Here is a 22,386-nt window from a genome sequence, read left to right on the forward strand (position 1 = left end):
AAAGCCTCGTGTCAAGTTTCAAGTTTTTATTCTAAACGAAAAAAGTTTAAAGTTTCATAATGCGTTTATTATCGCATTACAAAACTTTAAACTTGAAACCTTAAACTTTAAACTTTAAACTAATTAATAAGCAAAAATTGGTCTTTCGCTCATCATATCGTTTACTTGTTCTGCAACTTCTTCGATAACTGCTTCATCTGTATGGTTAGATAAAACTTTATCAATAAGTTCAACAATAGTTTCCATATCTTTTTCAACTAAACCACGAGTTGTGATTGCAGCTGTTCCAACACGAATTCCAGAAGTGATAAATGGAGATTTATCGTCAAAAGGAACCATGTTTTTGTTTACTGTAATTTCAGCTTTTACTAATGCATTTTCAGCTTCTTTACCAGAAATATTTTTGTTTCTTAAGTCAATAAGCATCATGTGGTTATCAGTTCCGCCAGAGATAATGTTGTAACCTCTTTTTACGAAAGCATCAGCCATTGCGTTTGCATTTTTTTGTAATTGCATTGCATAAGTAAAGAACTCATCTTTTAATGCTTCACCAAAAGCAACTGCTTTAGCAGCAATAATGTGCATTAAAGGTCCACCTTGGTTTCCAGGGAAAACAGCTAAATCCAATAATGAAGACATCATTCTGATTTCTCCTTTTGGAGTTGTTAATCCTTGTGGATTTGGGAAATCTTTCCCCATTAAAATAAGACCTCCACGTGGTCCTCTTAATGTTTTGTGTGTTGTTGTAGAAACAATATGGCAATGTGGAATTGGATCGCTTAATAAACCTTTTGCAATAAGACCAGCTGGGTGAGAAATATCAGCAAATAATATTGCTCCAACGCTGTCAGCAATTTGTCTGAAACGAGCAAAATCCATGTCACGAGAATAAGCAGAAGCTCCAGCGATGATTAATTTTGGCTGTTCTTTAGTTGCAATTTCTTGAATTTTATCATAATCTAAACGACCAGTTTCAGCATCTACACCGTAGAATACTGGACGATATAAACGTCCTGAGAAATTTACTGGAGAACCGTGAGTTAAGTGACCTCCGTGAGATAAATCGAAACCTAAAATAGTATCACCAGGATTTAAACAAGCGTGGTATACAGCTGTATTTGCTTGAGAACCAGAGTGAGGCTGTACGTTTGCATATTCAGCGCCAAACAATTCTTTAGCTCTGTCAATTGCAATCTGCTCAATAACGTCAACTACTTCGCAACCGCCGTAGTATCTTTTGCCAGGATAACCCTCAGCATATTTATTAGTTAAAACAGACCCTGCTGCTGCCATTACTTCATCACTTACAAAATTCTCAGAAGCGATAAGCTCTAGTCCATGAATTTGTCTTTCTTTTTCCTCTTGGATAAGATCAAAAATTTGTTCGTCGCGTTGCATTTTTTTGTTTTTCGTTAATTTCACGCAAAAATACAAAAAAACGTTTGTCAAACAGCTAGATTATGATATATTTGACATGTAATTTTTCAACAAACAATTAACATTAAACATGCCAATAACCGCCAACGATACCAGTAGAAAATCATGGTTAGAAGTGCCTCAAAATAGCGACTTCCCTATTCAGAATATTCCTTTTGGTGTATTTCTTACCAAAGAAAATGTCGTTACAGTAGGAACGAGAATTGGCGATTATGCCATAGATTTAGGGGCTTTACAGCAATTAAACTATTTTGAAGGAATAGAATTGACCGATGATATGTTTATGCAGGATACGCTGAATGATTTTATTTCTGACGGAAAAAAAACATGGCGTCTGGTTCGAAATCGTATCGCAGATATTTTCGACGAAAACAATCCGCAACTAAGAGATTCAACAAAACACCGAGATATTGTTATATTTAAAATTGAAGATGTAGAAATGCAGCTTCCTGTTTTAATTGGTGATTATACTGACTTTTATTCAAGCAGAGAACATGCTACAAACGTAGGTAAAATGTTCCGTGATCCTGATAATGCATTATTGCCAAACTGGCTCCATATTCCGGTTGGATATCACGGAAGAAGTTCTACAATTGTGCCATCTGGAATTCCAGTTCACCGACCAATGGGACAAACCTTGCCTGCTGGCCATGACACACCTGTTTTTGGTGCTTCACGCTTAGTAGACTTTGAATTAGAAACTGCTTTTATCACAACAGATGTGAATGTAATGGGCGAAAATATTTCAACTTATGAAGCTGAAGACTATATTTTCGGAATGGTTTTATTAAATGACTGGAGTGCTCGCGATATCCAGAAATGGGAATATGTGCCACTTGGACCATTTTTAGCTAAAAACTTTGCCACATCCATCTCGCCTTGGATTGTTACTATGGATGCTTTAGAGCCTTTTAGAACAAAAGGTCCAAAACAAGATCCGTCACCGCTACCTTACTTACAGACAAAAGGTAAAAAAGCTTTTGACATTCATTTGGAAGTTTCGTTACAACCAGAAGACCAAGAAGAAACTGTTATTTCAAGATCGAACTTTAAATATATGTACTGGTCTATGGCTCAGCAATTGACACACCATACCTCAAACGGATGCCGTGTAAATTCTGGCGACATGATGGGTTCTGGAACTATTTCTGGCCCAACTCCTGATAGTTTTGGTTCTATGCTGGAATTAACTTGGGGTGGAAAAAATCCATTGAAGTTAAAAGACGGAAGCGAACGTAAATTTATTGAAGATAATGATACTGTAATTATTCGCGGTTTCTGCGAAAATAACGAAGTAAGAATTGGTTTTGGAGAAGTTTCTAGCCAATTGTTGCCTCCTTTTACAAGACAATGAAGAGCAGAACAGTCTGAAGAAATATAGAAATAGAAAAACCTTGGCGATAACCAAGGTTTTTTTTATGCTTTTTAATCTCTCTTAAAATCGTAGAAATTTTAAACCATATAAGTAATTTAAATTCATTTAATTCAGACTTAATTTTCTTTTATTACTTATATGGCTTTATATATTAAGCAGGAATCTGCTGACTTAAGCAATGCAAAGTTCCGAATCCCCAGATAAAATCAATACAACTGATTCCGATTACTTCTCTATCAGGAAAACATTCTGCTAATATGTTTAAGGCTACACGATCATTACTGTCATTGAAGGTCGGAACTAAAACACAATTATTCAAAATCAAGAAATTAGCATAACTTGCTGGCAAACGTAAATCTTCAAAATCAACACGTTTTGGCATTGGAAGCGCTACAATAACTGGAGATTTCCCGTTTTCTAATTTTGCATTCTGAAGACGTTTCAAATTATCCTGCAAAGGCTTGTAATTTGAATCATTTTTATCTGTTTCAACAATCGTTACAATCGTATCTTCATTTACAAATCGACATAAATCATCAATGTGGCCGTGAGTATCATCACCTTCAATTCCATCTCCAAGCCAAATTACATTAGTCACACCAAGATATTCTTTAAAAACGGCTTCGTAATCTTCTTTGGTAAAACCTGGATTTCTAACCTGAATTGTTGGATGCATTAAACATTCTTCAGAAGTCAGTAAAGTCCCTTTTCCATTTACATCAATTGCTCCGCCTTCAACAATTACTGGCTTTCCTTTATATATGACCTGTGTTAGCGGAACATCAATAAAATCAGCCACTTTACCTGGAACAAACTTATCTAATTGATAATTTTTATATTTTGCCCAACCATTAAAATTGAAGTTTAATGCTTCTCTTTTTGAACCATTCTTTACAATAATTGGCCCCGAGTCGCGCATCCAGCTTCTGTTGGTTTTATGAAGAATATAAGAAACGTTTTTGATATTTACGCGGGCTCTTTCAAGCATATCAGCAACTTTTTCTTTTAGTTTTTCATCGGCAACCACCAAAAAAACAGTTTCAAAAGTGGCTACTTTTTTTATAAATTCTACAAAAGCCCATTGAACTGCTTCGTATTTTCCCGGCCAGTCATTGCCATTGTGCGGAAAACACAATACAATTCCTTGCTGTTTTTCCCACTCTGCAGGAAATCTTCTATTATTTGTTGACATAAATAGGTTCTAATTAAGAAAGTGCAAAGATAAGCATTCGTTAGGATTTTAAAACAAATGAGTAAAAATCATACTCCATTTCACAATAAATATCCTTCAAAAATTAAGTTAAAGATTAAATAATACATCCTTAATATTTAACAGAGACCTCAGAATTACTTTTGCCAAAACTAAAAACTAACACATGAAAAATTTATCAATCTCATTATTAGCGGCACTTTTCATATTAGCAAGCTGTAACAATGATGAAAATTCGAACAGCGAACCAGAAGTTGTTGTTAACGAAAATCCTGGAACTTTTAAAGAAATTGGTTCTATCACAATTGGCGGAGAAGCTGCAGCTGAAATTTCTGCTTACTGCGAAAAAACAAAAAGACTTTTTACAGTAAACAACAGTGGGGTAAACCAGATTGACGTTATTGACATTACAGACCCTACAAAACCAATGAAAATTGGAAAAATTGATTTAACTGCTTATGAAGGTGCTGCGAACAGCGTTTCTGTTTTTGACGGAAAGCTTGCTGTTGCTTTAGAATCTACTGTAAACAAGCAAGGAAACGGAAAAGTAGTTATTTTTAATACTTCTGATTACAGCTTAATCAAACAAGTTACTGTTGGAGCATTGCCTGATATGATTACTTTTTCTCCAGACGGAAAATTTATCATGACTGCTAATGAAGGTGAGCCAAATACTGATTATACACAAGATCCTAACGGAACGGTTTCTATTATTGAAACAAGCACTTATAATGTTACAACACTTGATTTTAGCTCATTAGCTGGTCAAGCTGCGACATTAGCAAAAGATGGATTTAGAATTTCAAAATTTGCTAAAACGAGTTTTGCTCAGGATATTGAGCCTGAATACATTACAATTTCTGACGATTCCAAAACTGCTTGGGTAACTTTACAAGAGAATAATGGTGTTGCAAAAGTTGATTTAACTTCTAAAACTATTACTGCGATTTACCCTTTAGGATTAAAAGACTACAATACTGCTGAAAACGCAATTGACGTAAGCGACAGTGACAGTAAAATTGCTTTTAACCCTTGGAAAGTAAAGGGTCTTTATATGCCAGATGCTATCAGTCATTTTACTGTAAACAATACCCCTTATTTTGTTACAGCCAATGAAGGAGATGCAAGAGAATACACTGCCTATACTGATGTGAAGCGTATGAAAAGCATGACACTTGATGCAACAGTTTTTCCAGATGCAGCAACCTTAAAATTAGATGCTAATTTAGGCAGATTAAATTTAGTTGCAGATATGGGAGATACTGATGGAGATGGCGATTTGGACCAAATGGTAAGTTTTGGCGGAAGATCGTTTTCTATCCGGAATGGAAACACTGGAAAAATTGTTTTTGACAGCAAAAATGATGTTGACAAAAAGACCAACGAAATAGGCACGTACGACGATAAAAGAAGTGATGACAAAGGTTCTGAGCCAGAAGCTGTAGTTGCGGCTAAAATGGGAAATCAAAACATTTTGTTTGTTGGTCTAGAAAGATCTGACGCTTTTATGGTTTACGATGCTACAAATCCAACTTCACCACAATATTTGCAAACTGTAAAAACAGGAGATGCGCCAGAAGGAATTCTTTTCATCCCTGCTTCAAAAAGCCCTACAAAAAGAAGCTTATTAGTGGTAAGTAGCGAAGGAGATGGATCTGTTAAAATTTATCAGCCCGATTTAAAATAATAACTTTTTTTTTAGGATAGCAAACGGGACAAAATGTGAATTTTGTCCTTTTTTTATGCATTCTATTATACTAATATTAACGGATTTACACAATTAAATGCCAAAAGATGGGAATTATGTAAGGGTATATACAACACAATCTAAAATTCGACCTCTAATTTTGCTTCAGAGTTTAAAATAAAAACAATTTAATTTTTGATATCATGAAAAAGAAATTAGTATCAGTATCCTTATTATTGCTATCATTTGCTGCAGGTGCTCAAAATATGGCTACCACTTCTACCAAACCTAGTGTAGATCAAGAATACAACAAATGGTCGATCGAACTAAATGGCGGAGTTAATAAACCAACTAGAACAATGACTCCAGGTTACACTACAGAATCATTAAATTTTTTCCACGGTGATTTAGGTGTTAGATATATGTTTAGTCCAAAATTTGGGGTGAAATTAGATGTTGGTTACGATCAATTTAAAGAGAAAAAAAACACTCCAGATTTTGAAAGCCGTTATGTTAGAGCAAGTTTACAAGGAGTTATCAATGTTGGACGTGCTTTAAATTTTGAGACTTGGACAAACACAATTGGTCTTTTGGCTCATGGTGGTTTCGGGGTTTCTCAAATTAGTACTGAAACTGGATTTGGAGGTCAAGATTACATGGCTCACGGAATTGCCGGTTTAACGGGACAAATCAGATTGAGTGATCGAGTTGCTTTGACAGGAGATCTTACTGGAATTGTTAACGGAAGACAAAACTGGAACTTTGACGGAATGGGAACTACTTCTACAGGTGCTTTTGACGGTGTTTTATTAAACGCTTCTGTTGGTTTAACATTCTACTTAGGTAAAAACCAAAAACATGCTGATTGGGTTGGTGAAGAAGACAGAATTAGCGAATTGGAAAAAAGAGTGGACTTAATCGAAACTGGCCTTTTGGACACAGACAAAGATGGAGTTGCTGATTTATACGATTTAGAACCAAATTCTATTGCAGGAGTTGCCGTTAACACTAAAGGACAATCTATTGATACTAATCAAAATGGTGTGCCAGATGAATTAGAAAGCTACTTAGATAAAACTTACGAAAAGAAAGGTGCAGGAACAGCTACAAACAATACGGTTGAAGAATTAATCAACGGAGGTTATGTAAATGTTTATTTCGATTTCAATTCGTCTAAACCAACAAATGCATCTTTATCTGGTGTTGATTTCTTAGTGAAATACTTAAAAAACAATCCTGGAAAATCTGCTGACATTATTGGTTATGCTGACGAAATTGGAAATTCAAACTACAATGTTGAGTTATCTAGAAAAAGAGCTGAAGCTGTGAAAAAAGTAGCAGTAAATGCTGGAATTGACGCTTCAAGATTGAATGTAATTGCTAATGGAGAAGATACTTCTGTTAACAAAAATTCTAAAGAAGCACGTCAAATCGTGAGACGAGTTACTTTCCAAGTGAAGTAATCTATATATAAAGCTAAAAACGAGAAAAGGAGCCATTCAATTGAATGGCTCCTTTTTGTTTATAAAAATAGAGTTTAAAAAACTAGATTTATAAAGCTTCGGAGAAATTAAATATTTATAGCAAATGACAAATGTTTATAATATAAAGCTCAAGAGGAATAACATGCTCTTTTGAAACTTAATATATATCGCTCCTCCGGAGCTTTTCCATTTGCCGCTATAAATATTTAACTTCTTAAAAGCTTGCATAAAAAAAGGACAAAATGTGAATTTTGTCCTTTTTTTATATTTTAGATAAATTAATTATTTATCGATTGCTCTTTTTGTGATATCTCCAAAAGCATCAATTCTTCTATCTCTGAAGAATGGCCAATTTTGGCGAACATTTTCCTGAAGGTCTAAATCAACCTCAGCAATTAAGATTTCTTCCTTATCGTGCGAAGCTTGAGCTAAAATTTCTCCTTGCGGTCCAGCAATAAATGAAGCTCCCCAGAATTGAATTCCTTCTGTCCCGTCGATATACTTTTCTAAACCAATTCGGTTTGCAGCTGCAACGAAAACACCATTTGCTACAGCATGACCTTTCATTACGTTCATCCAAGCGCCATATTGATTTTCTCCATATTGCTCTTTTTCTTTTGGATGCCATCCAATTGCTGTTGGGTAGAATAAAACTTCTGCTCCTTTAAGCGCTGTAATACGAGCCGCTTCTGGATACCATTGATCCCAGCAGATTAAAGTTCCAACAGTTCCTTTTTTAGTTTCAATCGCTTGGAAACCTAAGTCACCTGGAGTGAAATAGAATTTTTCATAGAAATGAGGATCGTCTGGAATATGCATCTTACGATATAAACCAGCTTCAGTTCCATCAGTATCGATAATATAAGCACTGTTATGATAAATTCCAGCCATTCTTTTCTCGAAGAAAGGAACAATAATTACTACTCCTAATTCTTTTGCCAATTCGCTGAATGCAATAAATGAAGTGCTGTAAAGTGGTTCTGCTAATGCAAAATTCTCTACATCTTCACTTTGACAAAAATAATGACTGCTATATAATTCAGGCAATAAGATAACTTCTGCACCTTGACTCGCAGCGTCTCTTACCCAGCTGATACATTTTTTAAGATTATTTTCGGCAACATCATTCAGGTTTAACTGAATAACCGATATTTTATACTTTCTTTTCGCCATGACATAAAATTTAGAGTGCAAAAATAGTACTTTTTAAAGGAATGGCAAAGTCGATAACTTTTATATAACAACTAATCGACCTGTATTATTTCATATAAATCAAAAAACCATTTTACATTGATTCAAATCTCTGTAAAATGGCTTTCAACCTAAAAAATATCAGCTAAGCTCCTTATTATTCGATAACTACTTTCTGAGTTAAGAATTCTGTTTCTGATTTCTTGAATTTGATTTCAAAAGTCCCTTTTGTAGTAGACTTGAATTTATAAACTGTTTTCTTTGGTTCTGGCACTTGCTGGGTACAAACTTCTGATGGGTATTTCGCAATTACTTGCAAACCTTTTACAGATCCAATTGTTACTTCTGAGATTTTATCAAATTCTGCACAAGCGTTATCAACTGTGTAAGTCACATCGTAGCTTAGTTCATCATTAACTTTTCCTGTTGCCGGTCCTTTAATTTCTGTTACTAAAGCTGCCTTTGTGGTTGGAGCTGGTACTTGATCCTTATCATCATCACTGCTGCATGAAACAAATCCAATTGATAAAAATAATACTACTAAAGCTGTTTTTAATCTAAAACTTTTCATATAAAATAATAATTAATTGTTAATTACTATGAAGACAAGACTTAGTTGCAAAGGTTGCTTAGAAGAAATGTTAAAAAATTCAGATTATCGATTAATATTTTAAAAATCAACAACTTATTCAATAAAAATTATTAAAAAAAATACCGTTATTTCTTATAAAAATAAAAACTCTCTAAAATAGCCCCGATAGAAACGGCATCTTTTTGTTGTGGGGTTCACAACAAAAAATATAGTGAATAGCGGGACTGAACTTTCTTTTAAATGAATCACTCCTGCTCCTAAAACAAAAAAACACCAGCGTGTACTGGTGTTTCCTTTACTATTTTTAAAGCTGAATTAAGCTGTTTTCTTTTGAAAAATCTTTTTGAAAAGATTTACAAAAAGTAAAACTATAAATCCTAGAACTAATCCAACCGTAAATTCTTTGAAGATTGAAGGGATTTTAATTTCTTCTGACAAATGGTGAAAAAATGGAATATAATGTACAAATATTCCTCCAGCCACTAAAAGTAAAGCAATCGTCCCAATTACGGTTAAACTTTTTATTACAAACGGAAGTGCTTTTACTAACAAGTTTCCGATAAATCTTGAAAGACTCTTTTCACTTTTGCTAGATTTAATAAGCTTAAAACCTGCTTCGTCCATTCTAACGATAAGCGCTACTATTCCATAAACCCCAATTGTAGCTACGACTGCAATTATCGAAGTTACAATTATTTTCTGCAGGAGAGGCTGTTCCATTACAGTTCCTAATGCGATAATCACGATTTCAACCGAAAGAATAAAATCTGTTACAATTGCCGATTTTACCTTGTCCTTTTCAATTAATAAAATTTGTTCCTCAGTAAGAACTTCATCTGTAATTCCCTCAGATTCTTCATGTTTATGAGGAACGATAAACTCGTAGATTTTTTCAGCTCCTTCGTATGCTAAAAAAAGCCCTCCTAAAACTAAGATTATTATAATGGCAATCGGAAAAAATGCACTTAAAAGGAATGCAACTGGAAGAATAATGATTTTATTCAATAAAGAACCTTTACTGATAGCCCACAAAACCGGCAATTCTCGTGAAGATGCAAATCCAGAAGCTTTTTCTGCATTTACAGCTAAATCGTCACCTAAAATCCCTGCTGTTTTTTTTGCGGCAACTTTACTCATTACTGCAACATCATCCATAATTGCCGCGATATCATCTAATAGTGCGAAAAAACCTGAACCCATTTTTTAAATTTATTTTTTAGTGACGCGAATCTAGACATTTTGGCTTAATCTGCCCAATAATATTGCATCAAAATTTATCTTTTTATTCGTATTTTTCTGTACAGCATTTTTAGTTGCATTGTCCTAAAAGAACCCAAAGAATAATAAAAACTATAATGGTTCCGAAACATCCGCCTCCTAATTTTTTAGCACCATATCCTGCTAATAATCCTCTGAAAATATTGTTCATAATTTTAATTTTTTAATTAATAATTTGCTGATTTTTAAAAACTTAAAATTGAATATTTCTTCAATATTTATTGTTATAAGAATTGTGTAAAAAGTTTCAGAATTCACGGCAAAAAAAAGCACCAGCTTTAACACTGATGCTTTTCAAGATTAACTAAACAAAAATAATTATTTAACTGTCTGGTTTCTAAAAACCAGTTTGCCGTCGAAAGCATCTAATAAAATGATGCTGTCTGTTGTAATATTTCCTGCCAAAATTTCTTTTGACAATTGATTTAAAACTTCACGCTGAACCACACGTTTCACTGGTCGAGCTCCAAAATGTGGATCGTAACCTTTGTCTGCCAAATACCCAATAGCTTCTGGAGTTGCATCCATTGTAATGCCTTGCATAGCCAGCATTTTGGTCACGCTCTTTAATTGTAAACTCACAATTCTCGAGATATTTTCTACCGTAAGCGGTGTAAACATTACAATCTCGTCAATACGGTTGATAAACTCAGGACGAACAGTTTGTTTTAATAATCCTAAAACTTCGTTTTTAGCTGCCTCTGTTGCTGCTTCAACACTTCCTTTTAGGTTTTCAAATTTCTCCTGAATAATATTACTTCCCATATTTGAGGTCATAATAATAATCGTATTTCTAAAATCTGCTAGACGTCCTTTGTTGTCCGTTAAACGTCCTTCGTCTAGAACCTGCAACAAAATATTGAAGGTATCTGGATGCGCTTTTTCGATCTCATCTAAAAGCACAACAGAATATGGTTTTCTGCGAACAGCTTCTGTCAGCTGACCTCCTTCATCATAACCTACATATCCTGGAGGCGCACCAACCAAACGGCTTACACTGTGACGTTCTTGGTATTCACTCATATCGATACGAGTCATTGCATTTTCATCATCAAAAAGATATTCAGCCAAAGCTTTTGCCAGCTCTGTTTTACCCACTCCGGTTGTTCCTAGGAATAGGAAAGTTCCAACTGGTTTTTTCATATCCTGCAAACCGGCACGGCTTCTACGAACCGCATCACTCACCGCTTCTATTGCTTCTTCCTGACCTACTACACGTTTGTGCAATTCATCTTCAAGATGCAATAGTTTTTCTCTTTCTGTCTGAAGCATCTTGGTTACCGGAATTCCTGTCCATTTTGCTACAACTTCCGCTATATCTTCTCTGGTAACTTCTTCTTTGATTAAAGAATTTCCAGATTGGAATTCAAGCAATTGTTTCTGCAATGTTTCTTGGCGTTCCTGTGCTTCTTTTATTTTTCCGTAACGAATTTCAGCTACTTTTCCGTAATCTCCGTCACGTTCTGCACGTTCTGCTTCGTATTTAAAGTCTTCAATTTCGTGTTTTACAGCCTGAATTCCGTCAACGATATCTTTTTCCTGTTTCCATTTTGCATAGATTTCGTTGCGTTCTTCTTTCAGGTTGGCCAATTCCATACCTAAAATTTTCAGTTTGCTTTCTTCTTTTTCACGCTTAATGGCTTCAATTTCGATTTCCAACTGCATGATTTTACGATCCAAAACATCTAATTCTTCTGGTTTCGAATTGATTTCCATACGCAATTTAGAAGCCGCTTCGTCCATTAAGTCGATCGCTTTATCTGGCAAGAAACGATTCGTAATATATCTTTGCGAAAGCTCAACTGCCGCAATAATTGCTTCATCTTTAATCTGAACTTTATGGTGCGTTTCGTATTTTTCTTTGATTCCACGAAGAATTGAAATCGCGCTTTCAGTATCAGGTTCATCGATTAACACCTTTTGGAAACGTCTTTCAAGCGCTTTATCTTTTTCAAAATATTTTTGATATTCATCTAAAGTCGTAGCTCCAATTGCTCTTAATTCTCCACGTGCTAAAGCTGGTTTTAAGATGTTTGCCGCGTCCATCGCACCTTCACCTCCACCCGCTCCAACAAGCGTATGAATCTCATCGATAAACAATACGATGTCACCTTCTGCAGCTGTAACTTCTTTTACAACCGATTTTAAACGTTCTTCGAATTCTCCTTTGTATTTCGCTCCGGCAATCAAAGCTCCCATATCTAATGAGAAAACGATTTTTTCTTTTAAGTTTTCAGGAACGTCTCCGTCCACAATTCTATGCGCTAAACCTTCTGCAATTGCAGTTTTACCAACTCCAGGCTCACCAATAAGCATTGGGTTGTTTTTGGTTCTACGAGTCAGAATCTGCAAAACACGTCGAATTTCTTCGTCACGTCCAATAACTGGATCTAGTTTTCCTGTACGAGCTAATTCGTTTAAATTTTTAGCATATTTATTTAGCGAATTATACGTTTCTTCTGCCGAAGCTGAAGTTACTCTTTCGCCTTTTCTTAATTCTTCAATAGCAGCTTTAAGACCTTTTCCTGTAACTCCCTGATCTTTTAAAATCTGAGAAACTTTACTTTTTGAGTCAAAAATGGCTAAAATTAAATGCTCGATCGAAACGTATTCGTCGTTCATTTTTTGTGCGATAATTTCAGCTTCATTCAAAGCTTTATTAGCATCTCTGGAAAGCATTACATCTCCTCCAGAAACTTTTGGAAAACTCTGAATTGTACTGTCTAGAATTTGTAAAAACAAAGGCACATTTACATTTAGTTTTTTCAAGATAAATGGTGCCACGTTTTCATCAACTTCAAAAATAGCTTTGAAAATGTGCTCATTTTCAATTTGCTGTTGGCCATTTCGCTGTGCTAACTGTTGAGACAGCTGAATGGCTTCTTGCGATTTAATAGTAAACTTATTTATATTCATATTTTTACGTTTTTGATTGATTTTATTTGTTTGACATTTTATAAGATTAAAGTTACGATTTATTGAGGTACTTTTTTAACTCAAATAATTTAACTTTGCATTGTAACAGACAAATTATATTCCATAGCATAAAAACAGACAAAAAGACAGTTTAGATCAAATTTTTCTCGATTTAACGCGTCAAAAAGTCATAAAACAAGCCAAATATGAGTTTTTTTAATTCAATCTTCGGAAGTTCAGAGAACTCAGAAGCCGCAAAAAGTAAAGTAAACTGGACAGAATTAACCGATATGCTTCAATTAATGGAAATTGAAGCCATTTCTCAAGAAAGACCAGTTGTAATTTTCAAGCATAGCACAAGATGCAGCATTAGCCGTATGGCTTTAAAGCAATTTGAAAGAGAGTTTGATCTTGAAGGTGTGGTTGATGCGTATTTTTTAGATTTAATCGCACACAGAGATATTTCAAATGAAATCGCCAGCAGATTTAGCGTTTATCACGAATCTCCACAATTGATTTTAATCAAAAACGGAAAAGCAGTTTACGATGTTTCGCACAGCGATATTGATGCTGAAGCGTTAAAAAGTAAGATCTAAGTTATAAATTATGAGTTGTGAATTATGATTTATGAGTCTTAACTTAGAATACAACAAATTTTAAAAATTAAAAGCCTGAAATTATTTGTATAATTCCAGGCTTTTATATTTTTACGCCAAGTCCAATTTTAATTCAAATTAGCGCTCAACTCATAATTCATAATTCACAACTCATAATTAAACTTAAAAACTTCCATCAGATCCGCCTCCACTGAAACCTCCTCCTCCAAACTCCATTGGAGAAGCTTGCGGCTTTACTTCTGGTTTCATACCGAAAGTTGAAGCTACAACTAAAGCTTCTGCATTTAATAAGCTATCTGAATGATTGATTCTATCTGGTTTAAAAGTCAGACCGCTTTCTTTTTCTTTTAAATTTCTAATTGAAAAATAAGCAATTCCGAATAAAACTATACCGCCAAGTGTAAGCGCAACCTCAATCGGTAAAACCGAATGATAAAATCGAATCGTATAAATTGAAAATCCTATAGCTAAAAAGCTAATCCAAAGCATTAATCTGTCTTTCGTTTTTAAAGCCTGAACCAAATAAAGTACTGGAACTATAAAAGTGAAAGCATAAAAGAAAAATGCAAACGGAATATCTATTCCAGGTTTTACTTCTGTTCCTAAAAGCTCTGCTGAAAGTTCTCTAACAACCAAATAATTACAAGAAAGATAAAATAAAACTAGACAAAAACTATTTGCCAATAATAGTCCGTTGTAATAATACCTTTCGTTCAGACGATTCATCATTTTTTTCGTCAAAAAGTAAAAAACTCCTGCAAAAATCATTGCTGTAAATGGTAAAATAGCTTTTCCGATATCTCCAAATTCAAACATTCCAAAAAACAAAAATGCCGTTGCAGAAAGGCAGAACACAAGCATTGAAATTACATGCAAATACCTTAGAAAGATAAAAAGCGCTCCAACTGCTACAAAAAAAGCAATTACCATTTCGTAACCTTCCGTTGTTATTCCTATTGCTGCTCCTAAGCATAAAAGCGCATTCAAAATAAAAGCATCGTCTAAACCGTGATTATGATACCCCTGATTTGCAAGCAATTCTACTCCTGCAAATCCAACTACAGCAAAAATATAACAGCAGATTTTAAAAAATGTATTCTCAGCGCTTAGCCCAAACAAAGAAATTGCTCCACAAATTGAACCAAATAATAAACAGCCAAGCAAAAAGAAACCTATTCTAACAAGGATATTTTTCTGGCTTTTTAAAACTGGAAGTTCTTTTTCTATAAATTTCTTCTGTTCTTTACTGATAAAACCTCCTTTGTACAAAGCATCCGCTTCATCCGTTAAAACCTCATTATCCAATAATTGTTTGTTGTATACTATCATTCTGCGATTTCTTTATGGAAGTTTTTAATCAATTTAATAAACATAATAATCGAACCAACAAAGTAAGCTGGCAACAAGAAAATAAGTAATTCCCAAATATCAGAGAAATCAAAATTTTCAAAAATTCTAAACAAAACAATGTTTCCGCCGATATAAGCGTAAACAATCATAAATACATATAGAGACATGGCTCTATACTGATAACTGGCTTTATAAAAATAATACGTTGAACCAGCTAAAATTAGAGCAAATAGTATCCAAGTTAAAGTTTCATAACCAGTTAAATTACTAATTGTCGCGATGCTTACAATGTGTAGCGCAAAAGTGAGAAAAACCAAACCAAAATGAGCTTTGAGTGAAATTCGCTGGCTATAGATTGTCCATAAAACCAATAAAACTCCTAACATTACTGCTGAATAGCTTAAACTTTGGCTTGCATACAAATTATTGCTGTCATTAAATATATCTTGTGGCGTAACTGAAAGTCCCACATAAGCCGCCAAACCAGTAATTGCAATAGTTAAAACGCTTCGATTATCAAAATAATATGCGCAAAAGAAACTAACAATGGTTGGTACTAAAGTAGCCAAACCGTAATGCTCTCCAAAGGGTTTATATTGAAATTGGAGATACCCAATGAAAATACAGGTTAGAATATTTCCCGCCAAAACCAGATATTCTAAAACAGGATGTTCAAATGTTGTTTCTGATTTCTGAAAACCTTTGGAATGTTTGAAACAATAAAAAAAGCAAACTGCAATCACAATTAAAAGCAATGATAGAATGGCAATATGCCCGATGGTATCAATATTTTCATAAATCAAAATTCCAATTCCTGAAGTAAACAGCAATACTGATAAATAAAGGAACAATTTTAATTCCGCGTTTAATGAAAAGATTTTTAGGCTTCTATAGGTTTTAATTTCTTCAAACTGATTTTCAGTAATTAAGCCTTTCTCAAAAAGATGGAGGGTCGACTGATCTTTGAATTTTTCCATTGGCGTGTTTTAAACTGGCACATCAAATATATGTATTTAGCATGAATTTTCTGCTTTTAACCTAACAACCTTTACTACTTTTTATAAATATATCTACAATTTATTTGATATTATAAACGTAAAAACAACATTTATAATTCTAAAAATCAAAACCTTAAAACACAAAAATCTGATAAATTAATTTGAAATTATTTTAATTCTTTTACATTTGTGCAATCGATTACATTTACGATTAAAACCACAAAAAACCACACTTAAAAAATGAAAACAAAAATTATTTTATTAGCATTGCTTCTGCCTTGCTCCTTTCTGTTTGCTCAAAATTATTTTATGAGTGCTCCCGAAGGATTTGGCGCCTCCGCAACTGGCGGTGGGAATGCAACTCCCGTTACAGTTACTACTCTAGCTGATTTGACTGCAAAACTAAAACTAACTACACCACAGGTTATTTTAGTTTCAGGAACTATAAATTGCACTTATACGAGCTTATTGGTGAATGATAAAACCATAATTGGCCTTCCGGGCGCACGATTATTAAATCTGGATCAAACGGCTGCTGGCTCAGGGATTTTAAGTTTGAAACCTGGTTCTAATAACATTATCATAAGAAATTTAATTTTTGAAGGACCAGGCGCATATGATGTTGATGGGCGTGACAACATTACTTCAGAAGCAACGAATCTTTGGGTCGATCATTGCGAATTTCAAGACGGAATGGATGGCAATTTTGACAATAAAGGCGCTGCCGATAACGTGACAGTTTCTTGGTGCAAATTCATTTATCTGAAAGCGCCAAAAGCTGGAGGTTCTGGCGGAGCAGATGATCATCGCTTTTCTGATTTGGTGGGCTCTTCCAAAACTGATGCTCCTTCTGACGGCCATTACAGCATCACTTTTAAAAATTGCTATTGGGCTGAAGGATGCAAAGAAAGAATGCCAAGAGCAAGAAATGCTGAACTTCATATTTTAAACTGCTATTATAACACCTCTGTTTCGGGTTCACTAGCCATTGGTTTAGGCGGCGGAAGTAATAACACAACTTGCTACGTTGAAGGAACTGATTTTGCTAAAATTGGAACTGCCTTTAAAAATTATGTAAGTACTGATGGTGGAACAATCGGAATTACCTTTACAGATTGTTTGAATGCGCCTGCAAATTCAGGAACTGCAGTTACAAAACCTTCTTACCCTTATAGTGTTCTGCCAATCGGAAATGTTGCGGGCTATATTTCAAACGCTTCGTGCGGAGCCGGAGCGACACTTCAGGTTACTCCTCAAGGCATTCTTTCTACAAGCTGCAATAATTTAGGCCTTAATGACAACAATGCAAATAATCTGGATTTGAAGTATTATCCATCAGTTATAAATCGTCTTTTGAATATTGATTTTTCAAGTTCAGATAATGGTTTAGCTGAAGTACATTTATTTTCATCGAATGGATCGAAAGTATATTCGCATTCAAAAAATGTATCTCCTGACGAAAAATTAGAACTAAACGTTGGCAATCTTGCAAAAGGTATTTATGTGTGCAAAGTACAAATTGACAATCGAAGCAAAACATTTAAATTAGTAAAAAACTAATTCTTCTATAAATCAAAAGGTCATTGAAACAAATCAATGACCTTTTTACTTTTTACAGCTTATTTTTCACATTTAACAAAACTAAAAAGCCGCTTTCATTTTATCTTTTATTGCATCTAAGCATAAATTATTGATACTGCCTTCATGCGTATGTTTTGTCGCTTTTGGAGACTGATACGTTCCTGATTCTAATTGTTCAGCAACAGCTTTGTAAGCATCTCTAAACGGCATTCCTGCAACAACCATTTCGTTTAGAGTATCTACAGTAAATAGATAATCGTATTTTTTATCTTCTAAAATATGATCTTTTACTGTAATGTCTTTTATTGAAAAGATTGCAATATCCAAACAAGCTTTCAGGTTTTGAATCGCTGGAAACAAACCTTCTTTTAAAAGTTGTAAATCTCTATGATAACCACTTGGAAGATTGTTTGTAATCAAAGTGATTTCGTATGGAAGCGCCTGAATTTTATTGCATTTTCCTCTGATTAATTCGAAAACATCTGGATTCTTTTTGTGAGGCATAATGCTCGAACCTGTTGTAAGATGCGCCGGAAGTCCAATAAAATCGAAATTCTGGCTCATATACAGACAAACATCCATCGCAAATTTTGACAACGTTCCTGCAACGCTTGTCATTGCAAAGGCAACTGTTTTTTCTGCTTTTCCACGGCTCATTTGTGCCGCAACAGCATTGTATTTCAAAGTTTCGAAACCCAATTCCTGAGTCGTAAATGTTCTGTTGATTGGAAATGAACTTCCATAACCAGCTGCAGATCCCAACGGATTCTGATCTACAATTTTTGAAGCAGCATTCAGCATTGTAATATCGTCGATCAAACTTTCAGCATAAGCAGAAAACCACATTCCGAATGATGATGGCATTGCAATTTGCAAATGCGTATAACCTGGCAATAAAACGTTTTGATGTTTCTCTGCAGATTCCATCAGCAAATCAAATAATGTTTTTACCTGCTCTTTGATTGCTTTTAATTCGTCTTTTAAATACAAATGAACATCAACCAAAACCTGATCGTTACGAGAACGTGCCGTATGGATTTTCTTTCCTGCATCGCCTAGTTTTACCGTTAACAGATATTCAATTTTAGAATGGACATCTTCAAAACTATCTTCGATTTCGAAATTTCCAACTACAATATCTGCAATAATTTCGTTTAAAGCATCAACTAAAGATGTTGTTTCTTCATGAGTCAATAAACCAATCTGACCCAACATTTTGGCGTGCGCGATTGAACCTAAAGCATCATATTTTGCTAAAACTAAATCCAGTTCACGGTCGTTTCCAACGGTGAATTGTTCGATTTGTTTATCTGTTGGTATTCCTTTTTCCCAAAGTTTCATAACTTAGATTTTTAGACTTCTTAGATTTTAGACTTCTTAGATTGTTTTCTAATTCAGACCTAATGTCATTGTTTATACTGGTATTATCTAGCCCCGATAGTAGTGGAAATCCTTTTATTTTTTTCTTTAAAAAATAAAAGATTGTAACGGATAGCGGGATTAGCTCCTAAAAAATATTATAATTTAAAGAAATCGGTTAGTATTTTGATATACAGGTCGACTCCTTCTACAATTTCATTTACAAAAATAAATTCGTCAGCTGAATGCGAACGTAATGTTTCTCCCGGTCCTAATTTTAAAGACTGACAGCTTAAAACGGACTGATCTGAAAGTGTTGGCGAACCATACGTTGTTCTTCCTAAAGCAATTCCTGCCTGAACCAAACCGTGCTTGATTGGAATAGACGATGAATTTAAGTGCATTGATCTTGGTGTTACTTCGGCATTTACGTTTGCTTTTACCACTTCCAAGATTTCGGCATTGTTATAACGGTCTGTTACACGAATGTCAACTACTAAATCACATTCTGATGGCACTACGTTGTGCTGTTTTCCTGCATTGATTTGGGTTACAGTCATTTTTACAGGACCTAAAACATCAGAGATTTTATCAAATTTATAGTTTTTAAACCACTCCATTACTGGAATTGATTTATATAATGCATTATCGTCGTTTTGATGTGCAGCGTGGCTTGCAGTTCCTTTTACTTTTACATCAAGAACTAAAAGTCCTTTTTCAGCAATTGCTAATTGCATTAAAGTTGGTTCTCCTACAATAGCGCAATCTAGTTCTGGTAAATGTTTTAAAACACTGTTTAAACCGTTTTTACCACTACTTTCTTCTTCCGCAGAAGCCACAATTACAATATTGTGAGAAAGGTTTTGATTTTCGTAAAAATGTACAAAAGTCGCTAGTAATGAAACTAAACATCCTCCAGCGTCGTTACTTCCTAAACCAAATAATTTTCCGTCTTTTTCGATTGCTTTAAACGGATCGTTGGTATACGCTTGATTTGGGCGAACGGTATCGTGATGTGAGTTTAGTAAAAGTGTTGGTTTATTTTCGTCGAAATATTTGTTGAAAGCCCACACATTGTTGTTTTCTCTCTTGAAAGGAATTTCATTCTGATTGAACCAATTTTCTATTAAAAGAGCCGTCTGATCTTCTTCACTTGAAAATGAAGGGGTTTCGATTAGGTTTTTTAATAAACTAATTGCTTCCTGGGTAAGCGTATCTATATTTTTCATTTTAATAAGGTTCAAAGGCTCAAAGGAACAAAGCAGCAAAGTTTTTGAGCTTTCCTTTGACCATTTTTACTTGCGCAAATTTATTTAAAATACCTCGCGCGCTCTATTTTTTTGCCACTAATTACACGGATTTCCAAACATTATTTTTTTGTTGTAGATTTAAAATCAAAATGAACTTTTTAATGTTTCTCTAAAATTATTTTCTCTTTTAACAGCAAAAATCAAAGTCAATTTGTGGCAACATTTTTTATAATGTAATTGTTGTATGTGGAATATCCGAATTTTGAAGCATTCTGTGATGTCCAATTTTGATTTTCTGCACGCCTCTTGACAAACTATTGAAACAGTTATCCAATTTTGGAATCATTCCGGAATGGATTACTTTTTCTTCTTTTAGTTTATTATATAATGTCTCGTTGATTTCTGTAATTACAGATGAATCGTCTTCTGAATCCATTAAAACACCTTGTTTTTCAAAACAGTAGGTCAGCGTAACATCAAAAACTTCAGATAAAGCAATTGATAGTTCACTTGCGATTGTATCAGCGTTGGTATTTAACAATTGTCCGTTTTTGTCGTGTGTGATGGCACAAAAAACAGGAACAACTCCAGCTTCTAATAAAGTCGCTAATAATTTGGTATTCACTTGTTTTACATCACCTACAAACCCGTAATCAATCGTTGGGTGATTTCTTTTTGTCGACTGGATTAAATTTCCATCAGCTCCCGAAAAACCAATCGCATTGTTATCTTTTGCCTGCAATTGCGCTACAATATATTTGTTGATTTGTCCTGCGTAAATCATCACCACAACATCAAGCATTGGAGCATCTGTAATTCTGCGTCCGTCAATCATTTGCGGAACTAATCCAATACTCTGTGCCATTTTTGTAGCCGATTTTCCACCGCCGTGAACTAAAACTTTATGACCTTCAATTTTAGAAAAATCAGTTAAAAACTGTTCTAATTCTGTTGGACTGTCAATGATGTTTCCACCTATTTTTATTACGGTAACTTTCTTCATGAGGTTGAAAGGTTCAAAGTGACAAAGTAACAAAGTTGCAAAGTTTTTTTACAAGGTTTAAGCCTCTGTCACTTTGTAACTTTGTTTCTTTGTAACTTTAATTTACAATTTCTTCAAAATCTTTTGTAAAACTAATTGTGCTGAATACGTTCTATTATTTGCCTGCTCGATTACGATTGAATTTTCTCCGTCCAAAACTTCGTCACTTACAATTACATTTCTACGAACTGGAAGACAGTGCATGAATTTTCCGTTGTTGGTTAAAGCCATTTTTTCAGCGGTGACGGTCCAATTTGGATCGCTGTTGGTCACTTTTCCGTAATCGTTGAAATTACTCCAGTTTTTAACGTAAACAAAATCAGCATTTTCAAAAGCTTTGTTTTGATCGTATTCGATTTTGCAGTCTTTTGTGATTTCCGGACTTAACTCGTAACCTTCTGGATGTGTGATTACAAAATCCATATCTTTCTGCATCTGCATCATTTCTACGAATGAATTGGCAACTGCCTGTGGCAACGCCTTTGGATGTGGCGCCCAAGAAAGCACTACTTTTGGTTTGCTTTTGTGTCTTGGTTTGAATTCTTCCATTGTAATGGCATCTGCCAACGATTGTAATGGGTGACGAATAGCGCTTTCCATATTTACAATCGGCACTGTAGCATATTTCAAAAATCCTGAAATCACAGTTTCTTGATAATCTTTTTCCTTATCAACTAAACCTGCAAAAGCACGAATAGCAATGATATCACAATATTGCGAAACTACTTCTGCTGCTTCTTTAATGTGTTCAGAAGCGCCAGAATTCATCACAGCTCCGTCTTCGAATTCCAATGTCCATCCTTCGTTGGTAAAATTCATTACCATAACGTTCATTCCTAAGTTCATTGCCGCCTTTTGAGTACTCAAACGCGTTCTTAAACTTGGATTGAAAAATAACATTCCAAGAGTTTTATTCTTTCCTAAACTCTGATTTTTAAGCGGATTCTTTTTGATTTTGATCGCTTGTTTTACCCATTTTGATAATGAGTTGATGTCTTTTATTGAAATATAGTTCATTT

At 34.5% G+C, this 22,386-nt stretch carries 17 protein-coding genes; 5 read left to right on the top strand and 12 right to left on the bottom strand.

Annotated elements, in window-relative coordinates; all coding sequences use genetic code 11:
* Positions 1–123: 123 nt before the first annotated feature.
* Complete coding sequence (gene glyA / locus BB050_RS20935; protein ID WP_008463151.1) at positions 124–1,398, bottom strand: serine hydroxymethyltransferase; 1,275 nt, start codon at positions 1,396–1,398, stop codon at positions 124–126.
* A 109-nt stretch (positions 1,399–1,507) separates the two neighbouring features.
* Between glyA and fahA the strand changes: the two genes are divergently transcribed.
* Complete coding sequence (gene fahA, locus BB050_RS20940; protein ID WP_008463150.1) at positions 1,508–2,791, top strand: fumarylacetoacetase; 1,284 nt, start codon at positions 1,508–1,510, stop codon at positions 2,789–2,791.
* Positions 2,792–2,963: 172 nt separating this feature from the next.
* On the opposite strand, the gene BB050_RS20945 is transcribed toward fahA, so the two are convergent.
* The gene (locus BB050_RS20945) at positions 2,964–4,004 is read right to left on the bottom strand and encodes an agmatine deiminase family protein (protein ID WP_066034984.1); all 1,041 of its coding nucleotides are present in this window, start codon (positions 4,002–4,004) and stop codon (positions 2,964–2,966) included.
* 184 nt (positions 4,005–4,188) lie between these two features.
* Here BB050_RS20945 and BB050_RS20950 point away from each other — a divergent pair, with 184 nt between their 5' ends.
* Entirely contained in the window at positions 4,189–5,709 is a 1,521-nt protein-coding gene (locus tag BB050_RS20950) for a choice-of-anchor I family protein (protein ID WP_066034985.1), read from the top strand.
* A gap of 203 nt (positions 5,710–5,912) precedes the next feature.
* On the top strand, positions 5,913–7,172 hold the full coding sequence (locus BB050_RS20955) for an OmpA family protein (RefSeq protein ID WP_008463144.1): 1,260 nt from the start codon (positions 5,913–5,915) through the stop codon (positions 7,170–7,172).
* A gap of 303 nt (positions 7,173–7,475) precedes the next feature.
* Here the strand turns inward: BB050_RS20955 and BB050_RS20960 are convergent, their stop codons facing one another.
* From BB050_RS20960 to clpB, 4 genes are all read right to left on the bottom strand, one after another.
* Entirely contained in the window at positions 7,476–8,366 is an 891-nt protein-coding gene (locus BB050_RS20960) for a carbon-nitrogen hydrolase (protein WP_008463142.1), read from the bottom strand.
* A gap of 175 nt (positions 8,367–8,541) precedes the next feature.
* Positions 8,542–8,955, bottom strand: a complete 414-nt coding sequence (locus BB050_RS20965) for a hypothetical protein (RefSeq protein ID WP_066034986.1) — start codon at positions 8,953–8,955, stop codon at positions 8,542–8,544.
* A gap of 336 nt (positions 8,956–9,291) precedes the next feature.
* Positions 9,292–10,176, bottom strand: a complete 885-nt coding sequence (locus BB050_RS20970) for a DUF808 domain-containing protein (RefSeq protein ID WP_008463137.1) — start codon at positions 10,174–10,176, stop codon at positions 9,292–9,294.
* Between the two features lie 396 nt (positions 10,177–10,572).
* Positions 10,573–13,170 carry an ATP-dependent chaperone ClpB gene (clpB, locus tag BB050_RS20975; protein WP_066034987.1) on the bottom strand — a complete coding sequence of 866 codons (2,598 nt, stop codon included), beginning with the start codon at positions 13,168–13,170 and terminating at the stop codon, positions 10,573–10,575.
* 206 nt (positions 13,171–13,376) lie between these two features.
* On the opposite strand from clpB, the gene ytxJ reads away from it, so the two are divergent.
* Positions 13,377–13,766, top strand: coding sequence for a bacillithiol system redox-active protein YtxJ (gene ytxJ / locus BB050_RS20980; protein WP_066034988.1), 390 nt, complete (start codon positions 13,377–13,379; stop codon positions 13,764–13,766).
* A gap of 183 nt (positions 13,767–13,949) precedes the next feature.
* Here ytxJ and BB050_RS20985 read toward each other — a convergent pair whose 3' ends face one another.
* Positions 13,950–15,116: a hypothetical protein gene (locus BB050_RS20985; protein ID WP_066034989.1), complete on the bottom strand. Its 1,167-nt coding sequence runs from the start codon at positions 15,114–15,116 to the stop codon at positions 13,950–13,952.
* Positions 15,113–16,114, bottom strand: a complete 1,002-nt coding sequence (locus BB050_RS20990; RefSeq protein WP_066034990.1) for a DUF2157 domain-containing protein — start codon at positions 16,112–16,114, stop codon at positions 15,113–15,115. Before BB050_RS20990 ends, BB050_RS20985 begins: the two co-directional genes overlap by 4 nt.
* A gap of 261 nt (positions 16,115–16,375) precedes the next feature.
* Here BB050_RS20990 and BB050_RS20995 point away from each other — a divergent pair, with 261 nt between their 5' ends.
* Positions 16,376–17,695, top strand: a complete 1,320-nt coding sequence (locus BB050_RS20995) for a pectate lyase family protein (RefSeq protein ID WP_066034991.1) — start codon at positions 16,376–16,378, stop codon at positions 17,693–17,695.
* Between the two features lie 81 nt (positions 17,696–17,776).
* Here the strand turns inward: BB050_RS20995 and argH are convergent, their stop codons facing one another.
* The 4 genes from argH to BB050_RS21015 form a co-directional block, all read right to left on the bottom strand.
* Positions 17,777–19,057, bottom strand: coding sequence for an argininosuccinate lyase (gene argH, locus BB050_RS21000; protein ID WP_066034992.1), 1,281 nt, complete (start codon positions 19,055–19,057; stop codon positions 17,777–17,779).
* Between the two features lie 176 nt (positions 19,058–19,233).
* Complete coding sequence (locus BB050_RS21005; RefSeq protein ID WP_066034993.1) at positions 19,234–20,304, bottom strand: M20 family metallo-hydrolase; 1,071 nt, start codon at positions 20,302–20,304, stop codon at positions 19,234–19,236.
* Between the two features lie 247 nt (positions 20,305–20,551).
* Positions 20,552–21,328, bottom strand: a complete 777-nt coding sequence (gene argB, locus BB050_RS21010; protein WP_066034994.1) for an acetylglutamate kinase — start codon at positions 21,326–21,328, stop codon at positions 20,552–20,554.
* 102 nt (positions 21,329–21,430) lie between these two features.
* The gene (locus tag BB050_RS21015) at positions 21,431–22,384 is read right to left on the bottom strand and encodes an N-acetylornithine carbamoyltransferase (protein ID WP_066034995.1); all 954 of its coding nucleotides are present in this window, start codon (positions 22,382–22,384) and stop codon (positions 21,431–21,433) included.
* Between the last annotated feature and the right edge of the window lie 2 nt (positions 22,385–22,386).

Source organism: Flavobacterium anhuiense (assembly GCF_001705175.1).
GTDB lineage: Bacteria > Bacteroidota > Bacteroidia > Flavobacteriales > Flavobacteriaceae > Flavobacterium > Flavobacterium anhuiense.